This window comes from Solirubrum puertoriconensis (assembly GCF_001483135.1).
In the GTDB taxonomy this organism is placed as follows: domain Bacteria; phylum Bacteroidota; class Bacteroidia; order Cytophagales; family Hymenobacteraceae; genus Solirubrum; species Solirubrum puertoriconensis.
Genome location: NZ_LNAL01000006.1, coordinates 38,335 through 50,813 on the forward strand (window position 1 = coordinate 38,335; position 12,479 = coordinate 50,813).

The following is a 12,479-nucleotide window of genomic DNA, read 5'->3' on the forward strand; positions in this document are numbered from 1 at the left end:
CCGCGAAGCTCGGCGTTTTGGCAAGTGAACACCTCAACCAACACCTCCACCGCCATGGCCGACATCCAGCCCACCTCCGCCCCGAGCCGCAGCACCAAGCCCCGCGCCAAAAAGCAAGCCTTCCGCCTCGACATGACCCCGATGGTGGACTTGGCCTTTTTGCTGCTCACCTTCTTCATGCTCACTACCACGTTTGCCAAGTCCAACGCGATGCAGCTAACCATGCCCGCAGCCGACGGCGACAGCGACACCGATGTACCGGCCAGCCAAGCCCTCACGCTTATTTTGGGTAAGAACAGCCAGGTGCACTACTTCTTCGGGCTGAACACCGCCAAAACACCCGCCGAGCTACGCACCACCAACTTTGGCGCGGCAGGGGTGCGTCAGGTACTGCTGCAGCTCAAGCAGCGAAGCCCGCAGGCCACGGTGCTCATCAAAACCAGCCCCGATGCCAAATACCGCGACGTGGTGGATGTGCTCGACGAAATGAGCATCACCAACCAGAAGAAGTACGCGCTAGTCGACCTCGACCAAGCCGACCGCCAGCTACTCGCCCTGAACACGCGGTAGCCAAGCCCCAGAAAACCAGCAGAGCGCCCCAGTTACGGGCGCTCTGCTGGTTTAGGAGCTATTTCGACGCGGGTAATGCGCGACTGATCCCAAGGGGCCACGCTCACGTGCACCAGCAGCGGCTGCCGACCGGCGCGGCGCTCCAGCTTGCGGCCCTCGCCCTCGGGCACGTAGTAGCGCTCCAGGCCGTAGCGAAGTTGCAAGCCTTGGCGCCACACGTTCACAATCCAGCCGCGCAGGGCTACGTGGTCGGCGGGCAGCGAAGCGGGCTCGGCGGGGTACACGGCCACGGCCTCGTAGTAGCCGGCTGAGGTGGGGCGCAGCTCCACGTATACGGGGCGGTGCCGGCGCGGGGCTTCCGAGCCGCGCCAGAGCGGACGCGGCAACTGGCTTACGTCGTAGTTCAGCGTTACGTAGTCGCCGTACAGCAAATCGCGCGGGTCGACGGGGGAGGTGCGCAGCACCACCGCCCGGCCGTAGCTGCTGATGGCCGAGCCCGCCCCGGCTACCAGCAAGATGAACAGCACCTGCGCGGCCACGGCCAGGGCTACCCAGCGGCGGTGCTTATCGGCGGCTCCCGATAAGAAGAGAGTAGGCACCAGCTTCATCGTTAGGGCGTGGGCGGGTTGGAGGGCGGAATAGAACGAGCCCGGCGGCGCAAGTACCAGCTCAGGCCCAGCAGCAGCAAGCCCCCGAGCAGGAAGAACAACGACTTATCCATGAACTCCCACGTCAGCTTAAAGTAAGCCACCATGGTAGTGAGGATGAACAGTGCCGTGCCCAGGTTTACGCGGTCGGCGGCTTGCTCCTGAAAGCCCCGGTACAGCACCGAGCCGGTATAGGCATACAGCACCACCAGCGCCGCCACGGCCAGCGGCAACCCGCCGGGAAAATAGTAGCCCGGCAGCAGCAGCAACCAATCGGCGGCGCTGCTGAGGTGCCCACGAGCGTGCTTGCCCGCTACCGAGAGGCCAAACACCAGCAGCAGGGCCCCTACAAAGCCCACAAAGTGCGGCCGCAGCTGATCGGTGTAGCTGCCTGCTTCGCCAAACATGCCTAGGCCGAGCATGAACAGGAACGCCGCCACCAACGGCGGGGCTTGCAGGGCGCGGGCGGCGGGGCGGTTGGGCTGCCAGTCGCCGGCGGCGTACACCAGCATGGCCGGCACAAAAAACCACGTGATTTTGATGTGCAGATGGTTGATCAGCAACGCCGATTGCCATAGCAGGCCCGTAGCCAGAATGGCCCCGCAAAGCGCATCGGGCCGGCGCCACCAGTAATAGCCCAAGCCACCGGCCATCAGCAGGGCACTGGCGTAGCTGTAGCTGCTAAGGCTGCCCACGCTGTAGCCCTGCGCCAGAACGCCAATGGCCACGGCCAGAATGAACAGGAAGTGGCTTTGGTAGATGAAGGTGAGCACCACGCCGGCCACTACCCATGCCAACAGCCCCGTTACATCGTAGCCCACCAATTGGTACATCTGGCTTGTGAGCACAATGCCCGCCCCAAACAAAATCAGACCTAAGGCTACCAGGCCGATACCCATCGAGCGGAAACCGCGCTGCAGAAAATGCTCGCCGCCTAGGTAAGCGCCCACCATCGAGCCGATGAGCAGGCCCAGGCGCAGCAGCTCGGGCAAATCCTGCCAGTTGGCTGCCACCAAGCTTAGGGCGCTGAGGCCCACCAGCAGGCTGCCTAGCAGAGGCAACAAGCCAATGGCGCGCTGCTGCTCGGGGTACAAGGCCAGCAGGCGCTGGTGCTGATCGGGGCTGATGATGCCCTGCTCAACCCAGTGCTGGCCTTCTATTTCGATGAATTTTCGACTCATAACTACCGCCAAAGTACGGAAGGCGGGCTACTGAGTCTAGGTAGTAAGGCGAACCTTCGGTGAGTGCATCACCCAATCAACCGTACAATGCCTAGGTCGTCGGTGGGCACTAACCCGCATTGCTGCTGCAAAAACAAAAGCTTTTTCAACAGCATGGTATCAACTTCTTGGTGGCTTTGGTCGATTAGCAAATGAGCTACCGGATTAGGAGCTATTGACGTCGCCGAATTACCTAGGCGCGAAAAGGTGAAAATACCGTCAGTCGACAAGCTTAAGTCTCGAACGTTGCTGGCCGATAGTTTCTGCGGATGAGCATCGTACCACGCGTCAAAAGGTTCTGCTAAGTGGTAGCCTAGGTAATCAGGAATATTGTTCTGTTCGTACTCCGTTAGGCGGCCGTTGATGCACACCAAACCGTCGCCTACTATCAGTACTTCGGCAGTGCGTTCTTGCACATCCACAATTGCCAGCAATAATGTGCTCAGTAGCTCTGTTTGGTTAAGGAGCAACTGGCTTTTCAACGTGCCGAGCTCTGCCATCAGCTGCCGCATCACAGCCCTGAGCAAGGTAGCCGGCGGCAAAGGCAGTGCCTTGTGGTAAAAGCTGTTGTAGTTTTCCTCGGTGGCTATTTTTCGCAGAAGCTTGCCTACAAGGGTTGCCGCGAAATAGCTATCGGTGCCCATGGTGCACCCATCCATAACCGCGCAGAGCAGGGTACGCTCGCTTAAATGCGCTACCAGATTATAGTCTTCGCAGTGGTTGGTATGGTGGGTACCGATTTGCAGCAGCTGATAACTTTTCATGTATTAAGCGACACCCAAAGGTGGCTCAGCAGCGGCATCGGAGCAAATAGATCTGGTGTGGCCAGCCTAAGGCTTGCGGGCCCGCGTCATTTCGCGTTTGCCGGGCGGCCCGGGCAGCGCCTCCACCTCCCAGCCAGCGGCTTTCAGGCTGCGCTTGAAGGCACCCTTGGCGCAATAGCTCACCAGAGTGCCGTCCCGGGCAGTGGCCGCGAATAGCTGCTCGAACACGGACTGCGTCCACATATCGGGTTGCTTTTCGGGCGCAAAGGCATCGAAATAGATGAGCTGGTAGTGGTTGGCGGGCAAGTGCGCCTGCTGCAAAGCCACGTGCAGCTTGCGCAGCTCGAAGTGCGGCGTCAGGTCGACGGGAGTGTTCCAGGGGGCGGCGTGCAGCTGGCGGTGCAGGTCGAGCAGCTCCGGATTCAGCACGTAGCGCTCAATACCTAGGGCCTCCACGATGTCGGGCGGCAGCGGAAAGGTCTCGACGGCGTCGTAGTGAATGCGCACGCGGGCCGTGAGGCTGCGCTGCAAGGTAAGCAGGGCGTTGAGGCCGGTACCCAGGCCCACTTCCAGGATGTGCTGGGGGCGGTCGGCGGTGAGCAGCAGGGGCTCGAGGCCCGCCCGGATAAACACGTGCACCGACTCTTGCAATGCGCCGTGGGTGGAGTGGTAGTGCTCGTCGAGGGCCGGCACGTACAAGGTGCTCGAGCCGTCGCCCGTTTGCCGTACCTCTACCTTTGTAACGTCGCTTCCGCGTTCAGCATTCATAACTCAGCCTTTCGAATTCAGTAGCCTATGGCCCGCGTAAAAGTAGCCTTGCCCGAAACGTTTTCCGTAACTGTGGAGCTGCCCGTGCGCATCACCGACCTAAACTACGGCGCCCACCTCGGCAACGATGCCCTCGTAAGCCTGCTGCACGAGGCCCGCGTGCAGTTTTTGCGGCACATGGAGTTGGCCGAATACAACCCTGCAACCAAGCAGGGCATGATCATGTCGGATTTGGCCGTGGAGTACAAGGGCGAAGGTTTTTACGGCGACGTGCTGCGCGTGCAAATGGCCGCTACCGATTTGCACAAGTACGGCTTCGATGTGGTGTACCACATCCAAACCACCGAAGGCCGCGACATAGCCCGCGCCAAAACCGGCATGCTCTGCTTCGACTACAACACTCGCAAGTTGGCCTTGCTGCCCGAAGCTGCCGCTGCCCGCCTAGGTGCCCCAGCTGCCTAACGACCTAGGCCCCGCGTGCGTACAGGCAGCACATGCTTCACCACCTAAGAAATACAACTGCCTGGCTGACGCTTGCAGGGCTGTGCGCTTGCCAAGCCGAACCCAACCAGCGCGAGAATACCACTGCGGCTACCACACTGCCCAAAACCGGCGGTACACCAGCGGCCGAAGTGCCAGCGGGTATGCCGCCGGCCTCCACCACGCCGCTGCCCGCCAGGCGGGCGCTTATGGAGGCAACGGCCGAGCACCGGTTTTCCTCGCGGCAGGCCAACGATGTGTTTGCACTGCGCATTGTGGGCGATTCGCTGCTCACGGGGCAGGCGCAGTTCACCATCGTATCGGCCAGCGGCGATACGCTGTGGCGCGAGCAGTTCCCGGTGGCGGCATTGCTGGATTACGGCTTGCTGAAGTACGGCGAGCACCCCACCGTGGCCCAGCGCGAAGCGTACGTGCGCGAGCGGCTCGATCGGTTTTTTGCCCCGGAAAGCTTCCGGCAGCCAGCCATAAAACCCGGCACTGCGCCCGACCGCCACGCCAAGCAACCTGTGTGGAAAGAAGTGCAGCAAACCGGCTTGCCGGGCTTCGCCTACAGCCTCTTCGAGGAGGATGGCCGGCAGCTTGCCTACCTGCCCAGCCAGCGCAAAGCGGTGGTGTATTACAACTGCTGTTAGTTGGGCGCATTTTGGGAACCTAAGCGGCTGCTAGGTTGTACCTTTGTGCTATGATCACGCTGCCCATCGTTACCAAACGCGACATCCGCAAACTCACCCTCGACGAGCTCAAGGCCTTTTTTGTTGAGCACGGCGAAAAGCCTTTCCGCGCCAAGCAGGTGATGGAGTGGCTGTGGCGCAACGTGGCGCACTCGTTCGCGGAGATGAACAACATCTCGCTGAGCACCCGCGAGTTGCTCGATGCGCACTTCAGCATCAACTCCGTTCAGATTCAGAAGCAGCAGCAAAGCACCGACGGCACCATTAAGTACGCCTTCCGGCTGCACGATGGGCACTTGGTAGAGGGCGTGCTCATCCCGAAAGACGACCGCATGACGGCGTGCATCTCGTCGCAGGTGGGTTGCTCGCTTACGTGTAAGTTTTGCGCTACCGGCTACATGGAGCGCAAGCGCAACCTCGATACAGCCGAAATTTTCGACCAGGTAGCCATTATTGCCCAGCAAGCCGAGGAGCACTTCGGCAAGCCGCTCACCAACATCGTGTACATGGGTATGGGCGAGCCACTGCTCAACTACGCCAACGTGCTGAAAAGCGTGGAGCGCATCACCGACAACAAGGAGGGCCTAGGTATGGCCGCCCGCCGCCTCACGGTGAGCACCGCCGGCATCTCCAAGATGATCAAGAAGCTGGCCGACGACGGTTTCAAGGCCAACCTGGCGCTGAGCCTGCACGCGCCCACCGACGAGAAGCGCAACGAAATCATGCCCATCAACGAGTCGAACTCGTTGCCGGTGCTGAAGGAGGCCTTGCAGCACTACCACCAGGTAACCGGCCGCATGGTAACCTACGAGTATATCGTGTTCGACAACTTCAACGACTCGATTGAGGACGCCAAAGCCCTGCTCGAAATCACGAAGTGGATTCCCTGCAAGGTGAACCTGATCGAGTATAATCCTATTGCGCCGGCCGCTTTCCTTAATGCCCAGGAAGACCGTCTCGTGCCCTTCATGAAGTACCTCGCCGACCGCGGCGTGCAGGTGAACGTGCGCCGCTCGCGCGGTAAAGACATCGACGCGGCATGCGGCCAGCTGGCTACCAAAGAAGGTCAGCCCGCCTAGGTGCGCCAAGGTGTTGTAAGCAAAAAGAGCCGGCCCGGGGTGCTACCCCGGGCCGGCTCTTTTTGCGTGTAAAGGTTTTGCTTACTCGCGACCAAACTCGGCAACAATGTTCGGGCACTTGCCCGTCATGCTTGCGCCCACCTTCATGCCGAAAGCGTGCAGCTTTTCCTGCTCGAAGAAGATTTCGGGCCCGTAGAGGTCGGTTATTTCCTTGGCGTGCGCTTTCATCACCTTTTGCATGTTCTGCTGCATCAGGGCGGTGCGGTCGGCTTTGGCCATTTTCGCTAGGGGCGTTTTGCTGTCGTGGGCTGAAAACTCCGTGCACAACTCATCGGCCAGCTTATTCAGCAGAGGGCGCTCGGCTTCGGTAGCCGTGAGCAGCGACGCATCGGCCGGGGCCGGGGCGCCAGCCAAACGAGCAAACAACGCCAATGCGATGGGGCACTCCGAGGCCAGGCGGCCGCCCACGCGCTGGCCCATTGCCTGCGCAGCCGAAGGGTCGTTGTTGGCGGCTTTTATCAGCTTTTCTAGCTCTTTGGGGTTGCTGGTGAGGTGGCGCGTCATGAGGCTTTGTAGCAGCGTCATGGCTTCCTCCTTGCTGAGCTGGTTGAAAGAGCGCGTTTTGTTTTCGCGCTCCAAATCCTGGCAAACAGCCGCGGCAACGTCGCGCTCAAATTTGTCGGCCGAGGCGCCGGTGGCCGGGTTGGCTGCTTTGGCCGATTTGCCGGCTTGGGCATACGAGAACAATGGGCCCAAAACAAGGGCAAATGCTAGTAGATAGCGCTTCATAGAAAGAGGATAAAAGCCAAAGGTACCCCGTTAGAGTAGCCCTTCCTAGGCGCCACGAACAGCTTCGTTTACTTTACCTTGCCGAAGCGGTAAGCGGCCTCCAGGTAAGCGGGGTAAATGCCGCCTAGCTCGGTAGCGTACAAAAAGCCAAGGCTGCCGCTAAGGCGTGCTGCCGCCACCCTGATGCCCGCCAGCCCACCTAGGCCGCCCGAAAAAATGTATGTTTCGTTGAGCAGCGATACTCGGCGCGATACGCGTGTAGCGCCACCTACCAGTATTACGGGGCTGCTTTCAACCTCGCCCTCGGCAAACAGGTAGCCCACACCTAGGGTAGCATTTTGGTCGGCGGTGCCGTAGGTGCCGGCGCCGTAGGCAATGCCGCCGCTTGCGCCAAAGCCCGTGGCAAACAGCAGGCCCGCGGCCAAGTTCAGCTTTTCGGTTACGGGCACACCTACTTTAGGCGTAAGGGCCACAAAGCTCAGGCCAGCCCCCGGAATAATGGGCACTAGCGCACCAATGGAGATATTATCGGTGATGCCGTAGTTGGCCCCGATCAGGAAAATGTCGATGTCCTGCACGTAGCCTTCGCCCTTGCGCAGCATGCGGCCGGTGGGCGCAAAAAAGATGCGCGTGCCATTGCCTACCGGCTCCCAACCGCGGCCGGCTTGCCCAACGGTTAGCGGCTGCATGTTGCGGATGTTGTTGCGCTGCACCGTTAGGCGCCCTAGGTCTTTGGTGGCAAACTCGAGCTCGGCGGAGCGGCTGGCTACCAAAGTGCCCATAAACGAGCTACCCGAAATCAGCTCGACGGCGTACATGGTGCCAATGGAGTCGGTTTGGGTGGCAGTGGGCTTTTGCACGCCTACTTGCGCCGGGGACGTAACGGGCCGGGCCACGGCAGCGCGGGCAGTTTGCAATTCTTGCGCACTGATGATGCGTCGCCGCGTGTTGCCGTCGCGGAAGCGGGTGAGCAGCGTAACGGTGCTGTCGGGGCGCAAGGCTTGGTACAGCCGGCCCTCGGCAAAGCTATCGGTAGAGTAGTAGGGGAATAAGCCGTAGGTCGCTTTTTCCTGCGCATCAATCACCTCGCCCACTACTGGGCTTAGAATAAGCACCCGAGCGGTATCAGTTGGGGTTTGGGCGTGGGCGCGCGGGGCTGCAATGCCCAACACGAGCAAAGTGGCTAAGAATAGTAACGGTTGACGCATAGACGGTTTGCTATGCGTCAAACCTATCGGTTTTTGGCCGACAAATCAGAACAAGCTCGACAAAATACTAGCTCCGGAAACGCCCTTCGGCGTGCGGCCGGCCGGTGCTTTGCTCTTCCTTGGTCTCGCCGGGCGGCACCTCGCGCACCTCTATGCGCACGGCATGGGCTTTGGGCTGCACGTGCTGGCCGTAGCAATCGGCGTATTGCTGCGTGAATTCAGCTCCGAAAAAGATGATCAGCGACGAGTAGTAAATCCAGACGAGCAGGATGATCAGCGAGCGAGCAGCACCAAAGGCCGAACCGGGGTCGGAGGTGGAGATGTAGAACGTAATCAGGTACTTGCCGATGATGAACAGCAGCGCCGTAATGAAGGCCCCCGTCCAGACGTCGCGCCACCGGATGATGGCATCGGGCAGAAAACGGTAGATAAGCGCAAACAAAGCCGTGGTAACGCCCAACGACAGAAGCAAATCGATTACACGGATGAAGAATACCGCCACGCCGGGCAATAGCTGTTGCAAGTAATCGGTGAAGAAGCTCAGCACGGCGCTAATCACGAACGAAATCAGCAGCAGCAGGGCCACGCTCAAAATCAGCCCAAACGACAGCAGCCGCGCGTGGATGAACTCCCAAACGCCGTTGCGAGGCTTTACCTTGAGGTTCCAGATGCTGTTGATACTCTCCTGCAGCGTAACGAAAAAGGTAGTGGCCGCAAAAATGAGTGTGCCAATGCCAATAGCGGCTGCCGTGCCCCCTTTCTGCTGTTTGTGAAATGAGCCAATCGACTCCTGGATAATGTTAGCCGCGTCGGGGCTTACAAAGCCGCTGAGCTGCTGCATGAGCTTGCCCTGCACGGCCTCTTCGCCGAAGAAGTAACCGGCCGAGGCAATGACAATCAGCAGCAGCGGCGGAATGGAGAAGATGGCGTTGTAGGCCAACGCGCCCGCCAAACGCAGGGAGTTGTTCTCCATGAACTGCACGGCAGTAGCCTTAAACAAGCTCGGCAGCGAGGATAGCTGAAAGGAAGAAGTAGCCATAGTACAGGGTCGCGTAATTGGGGTAGGCCCGCGGCAAAGGCCCTGCGCGGTACTACGGCAGGATTTGTGCTTTCGTTGAATTGGCTACCTGCGGCGCAGCTGCCAGCGCAAGGCCTGGATGGGTGCTTGCCTTAGCGCATGGCTGAGCTCCTGATCGTCTTTGAACTGCAGCTGGTGCACCACCGATACCTCTACCCCAACCGAAAACTCGTCGGCTGCAAAGGGCCAGGGCTCTACGGTTATGCCGTCGTCGGCGGGGAGCTGGCGTACGTCGTAACGCTGGCCGTCGGGGCCGGTGCTGATTTCGAGGGCGCGCTCCATCTCGGGCAACTCGTGGCGGCACAAAATCAGCGAAAACCGGTCGCACCACTGCAGCAGGGCGTAGGCGCGCCCGGCATCGGCCTTGGTTACTTGCAGCTCGCGTCGCCAGCGCAGTTGGCACTGGCGTTGCTCGTCAAGAAACGCATCAATATCCTTGCGTTGGCCGCGCAGATCTTCGTACAAAAAGCTCATGTGCATGCTGGTAAGCAAGCTGCGCCACCGCCCCTGGAAGCGGGCTTGGTGCATTACCTCGGTGGCTTGCTCCAGCGAAAACTCCTTGGTGGTAAAATCGGCTGGGGCACCGGCGGGAGTTATGGCATAGCGGCCGTCCCAACGGCGCTGGCCGTCGTCGTGTTGGGCCACGGCGGCCAGCAATCCTACCCATTGCTCGAGCGGCAAAAACGCTGGCCATTGGTACAACAGCTGAGCCGCCAGCAGGGCATGGGCCTGCTGATATACAATTTGCCAGCCCTCGGGGGTGTAGTTTACAATCATAGCAGCGAAGACATAAGCCTGCGCTGAGGTACGGATTGTAGGGCAAAAAAGTAGCGCGGGCTTCAGCCCGCGTTTGCGTGAACGACTGGAACTAGGTAGGATTACCCAGACGATTTCGTCCTAGCAAACGCGGGCTGAAGCCCGCGCTACAGCTGTTTGAGCTTACTTAGCCTCGGCGGCCAGCGGGGCCAGGTACTGCGGCTCCTCCTGCAGGTGCTTCAGCATGTCGGCCGTCATGGCACCTAGGTCGAACTGCGGCGTCCAGCCCCAATCCTGGCGGGCGCGCGAGTCGTCGATGCTCTTGGGCCACGAGTCGGCAATTTGCTGGCGCGAGTCGGGCTGGTACGTCACCTCGAAGTTGGGTAGGTGCTGCTGAATGCTCTGCGTGATTTCGCGCGGCGAGAAGCTCATGGCCCCTAGGTTGTAGGACGTCCGGATTTTGATTTGCTCGCTAGGAGCGTGCATCAGATCCAACGTAGCCTTCAGTGCATCGGGCATGTACATCATGGGCAGGTAGGTATCCTCCTGCAAGAAGCACTGGTAGGGCAGGCCGTGCACGGCGTGGTGGTAAATATCCACGGCGTAGTCGGTGGTGCCGCCGCCGGGCAGGCTCTTGTAGCCGATGAGGCCGGGGTAGCGCAGGCTGCGCACATCGAGGCCGTGCTTGCGGTTGTACCAGTCGAGCCACAGCTCGCCGGCCTGCTTGCTGATGCCGTAGATGGTGCCCGGGTCCATTACGGTGTATTGCGGGGTGTTGTCGCGCGGGGTGTTGGGGCCGAACACGGCAATGCTGCTGGGCCAGTACACGCGGCCGGTGCCGTGCTCCACGGCGGCGTCGAGCACGTTGAAGAGGCCGTCCATGTTCAGCTCCCAGCCGAACTTGGGGTTCTTCTCGGCCGTGGCCGAGAGCAGCGCGGCCAGGTGGTACACCTGCTTGGGCTTGTAGCGCTGCATTACCTCACCTAGGCCCGCTTTATCGAGCACATCGAGCTGCACAAACGGGCCGGCATCGGCCAGCTCGGGGTGTTTGGGCAGGCGCACGTCGGCGGCTACTACGTTGGAAGCGCCGTAGATCTGGCGCAATTCGTGGGTAAGTTCGAAACCCAGTTGTCCGCCGGCGCCAATTACCAGAATTGTGTCGCCTGTGCCGGTTGTGCTCATGCGTAAAAGGGAAAACGGGTGGGGAAAAGCAGATCAGCAAAGAAGCCCGCAGGCTGAATGCACAAAGATACCAACTTCGGGTGCCTCGGTGGTTGCCGTTGCCGCCGCTGCTGCAACCGATTGGCCTAGGTGGGCATCGTAGGGGTATGCAGTTACGTCAGCTTTGTTATACGACCCTGGCCTTGTTGGGGGCCAGCTTTGGTGCTGTGGCTCAAGGAACAACCCAGTACCGCAACCTCGTGATGGAGGGCGGCGGCATCAGGGGTATTGCCTACGGCGGGGCGTTGCAGGAGCTGGAGCAGCGCGGAGTACTGGCCCACATCGAGAGGGTAGGCGGCACCTCGGCCGGGGCCATACAGGCGGCGCTGCTGGCTGTGGGTTACACCCCGCAAGAAATAGCGGCGGTGATAAACCAAACGCCCGTGCAACGTCTCAACGATGGCCGCTTCATCTTCGTGGGCGGCAGCACGCGCCTGGCTAAGCAATACGGCTGGTACCGCGGCGACGCCTTTGCCCGCTACTTAGGCGAACTGTTGGCCCGCAAAACCGGCAACGCTCACCTAACCCTAGGTGAACTGCACCAACTAGCCCAGCAGCAGCCCGGCCGCTACCGCGACTTGTACACCACCGGCACCAATCTTACCACGCAGCGCACCCAGGTATTCAGCTACGAAACCAACCCCGGCATGCGGGTGGCCGACGCCGTGCGCATTAGCATGAGCATTCCGATGTATTTCCGGGCGGTGCTGCTCGATACCAACGGCAATGTGGTGCAGGGCAAACCGGCCAAAGGCCAACCCGTGCACGTGCTCGTGGATGGCGGTTTGCTGGCCAATTACCCCATTGATTTGTTTGATAAGCCGCGTTACCTGCCCGCTGGCCTGCACGCGGCGCCCGACGCGCGCGGCAACGTGTTCAACCCCGAAACCCTAGGTCTGCGGCTCGATCGGGCCGAGCAGGTAGCCCTCGACTCGGCTGCTACCGGTCGGCAACAGCTGGCCGGGTACGCCATCCACAACTTTCCGTCGTACGTGGGCGCGTTGTACAACGTGGCCATCGAAAACCTGAACCCCGCCCATCCGCAGGATTGGCAGCGTACCATCAGCATCAGCACCCTGGGGTTTAGCCCCAAAATCAAACGGGTGACTGATGCACAAAAGCAGCAGCTGATGGAAAGCGGACGGGCCGGCGTACAAACCTTTATGCAGCGGCCGCAGGTGCAGCGCTAAAGCAACCGCCCCAGTAC

The 12,479-nt window shown here is 60.5% G+C and carries 14 protein-coding genes; 5 read left to right on the forward strand and 9 right to left on the reverse strand.

Annotated features, from left to right (window positions below):
* The first annotated feature begins 54 nt into the window (after positions 1 to 54).
* Positions 55 to 570 carry an ExbD/TolR family protein gene (locus tag ASU33_RS05005; RefSeq protein WP_059068882.1) on the forward strand — a complete coding sequence of 172 codons (516 nt, stop codon included), beginning with the start codon at positions 55 to 57 and terminating at the stop codon, positions 568 to 570.
* A gap of 32 nt (positions 571 to 602) precedes the next feature.
* Here ASU33_RS05005 and ASU33_RS05010 read toward each other — a convergent pair whose 3' ends face one another.
* From ASU33_RS05010 to mnmC2, 4 genes are all read right to left on the reverse strand, one after another.
* Complete coding sequence (locus ASU33_RS05010) at positions 603 to 1,178, reverse strand: GDYXXLXY domain-containing protein (RefSeq protein ID WP_059068886.1); 576 nt, start codon at positions 1,176 to 1,178, stop codon at positions 603 to 605.
* 2 nt (positions 1,179 to 1,180) lie between these two features.
* The gene (locus tag ASU33_RS05015) at positions 1,181 to 2,398 is read right to left on the reverse strand and encodes a DUF2157 domain-containing protein (RefSeq protein WP_059068888.1); all 1,218 of its coding nucleotides are present in this window, start codon (positions 2,396 to 2,398) and stop codon (positions 1,181 to 1,183) included.
* A gap of 68 nt (positions 2,399 to 2,466) precedes the next feature.
* A complete protein-coding gene (locus ASU33_RS05020; RefSeq protein WP_059068891.1) occupies positions 2,467 to 3,201 on the reverse strand; it encodes a protein phosphatase 2C domain-containing protein in 735 nt (244 codons plus the stop codon).
* A 66-nt stretch (positions 3,202 to 3,267) separates the two neighbouring features.
* On the reverse strand, positions 3,268 to 3,969 hold the full coding sequence (gene mnmC2 / locus ASU33_RS05025) for a tRNA (5-methylaminomethyl-2-thiouridine)(34)-methyltransferase MnmC2 (RefSeq protein WP_059068894.1): 702 nt from the start codon (positions 3,967 to 3,969) through the stop codon (positions 3,268 to 3,270).
* 27 nt (positions 3,970 to 3,996) lie between these two features.
* On the opposite strand from mnmC2, the gene ASU33_RS05030 reads away from it, so the two are divergent.
* Genes ASU33_RS05030 through rlmN form a run of 3 tightly spaced genes read left to right on the forward strand, consistent with a single transcriptional unit; the run spans position 3,997 to position 6,220 of the window.
* On the forward strand, positions 3,997 to 4,431 hold the full coding sequence (locus ASU33_RS05030) for a thioesterase family protein (protein WP_059068896.1): 435 nt from the start codon (positions 3,997 to 3,999) through the stop codon (positions 4,429 to 4,431).
* A gap of 32 nt (positions 4,432 to 4,463) precedes the next feature.
* A complete protein-coding gene (locus ASU33_RS05035; RefSeq protein ID WP_059068898.1) occupies positions 4,464 to 5,102 on the forward strand; it encodes a hypothetical protein in 639 nt (212 codons plus the stop codon).
* A gap of 50 nt (positions 5,103 to 5,152) precedes the next feature.
* Positions 5,153 to 6,220: a dual-specificity RNA methyltransferase RlmN gene (rlmN, locus tag ASU33_RS05040; protein WP_059068900.1), complete on the forward strand. Its 1,068-nt coding sequence runs from the start codon at positions 5,153 to 5,155 to the stop codon at positions 6,218 to 6,220.
* An 81-nt stretch (positions 6,221 to 6,301) separates the two neighbouring features.
* Here rlmN and ASU33_RS05045 read toward each other — a convergent pair whose 3' ends face one another.
* From ASU33_RS05045 to ASU33_RS05065, 5 genes are all read right to left on the reverse strand, one after another.
* Complete coding sequence (locus ASU33_RS05045; RefSeq protein WP_149867058.1) at positions 6,302 to 7,009, reverse strand: hypothetical protein; 708 nt, start codon at positions 7,007 to 7,009, stop codon at positions 6,302 to 6,304.
* A 68-nt stretch (positions 7,010 to 7,077) separates the two neighbouring features.
* Positions 7,078 to 8,217 (reverse strand): hypothetical protein, encoded by a 1,140-nt coding sequence (locus ASU33_RS05050; protein ID WP_149867059.1) that lies wholly within the window; start codon positions 8,215 to 8,217, stop codon positions 7,078 to 7,080.
* Positions 8,218 to 8,284: 67 nt separating this feature from the next.
* On the reverse strand, positions 8,285 to 9,256 hold the full coding sequence (locus ASU33_RS05055) for a YihY/virulence factor BrkB family protein (protein WP_059068906.1): 972 nt from the start codon (positions 9,254 to 9,256) through the stop codon (positions 8,285 to 8,287).
* An 84-nt stretch (positions 9,257 to 9,340) separates the two neighbouring features.
* Complete coding sequence (locus ASU33_RS05060) at positions 9,341 to 10,072, reverse strand: DUF3891 family protein (RefSeq protein WP_059068908.1); 732 nt, start codon at positions 10,070 to 10,072, stop codon at positions 9,341 to 9,343.
* A gap of 162 nt (positions 10,073 to 10,234) precedes the next feature.
* On the reverse strand, positions 10,235 to 11,233 hold the full coding sequence (locus tag ASU33_RS05065) for an NAD-dependent epimerase/dehydratase family protein (protein ID WP_059068911.1): 999 nt from the start codon (positions 11,231 to 11,233) through the stop codon (positions 10,235 to 10,237).
* A 206-nt stretch (positions 11,234 to 11,439) separates the two neighbouring features.
* Here ASU33_RS05065 and ASU33_RS05070 point away from each other — a divergent pair, with 206 nt between their 5' ends.
* Positions 11,440 to 12,462, forward strand: a complete 1,023-nt coding sequence (locus ASU33_RS05070; RefSeq protein WP_160328135.1) for a patatin-like phospholipase family protein — start codon at positions 11,440 to 11,442, stop codon at positions 12,460 to 12,462.
* Positions 12,463 to 12,479 lie beyond the last annotated feature (17 nt).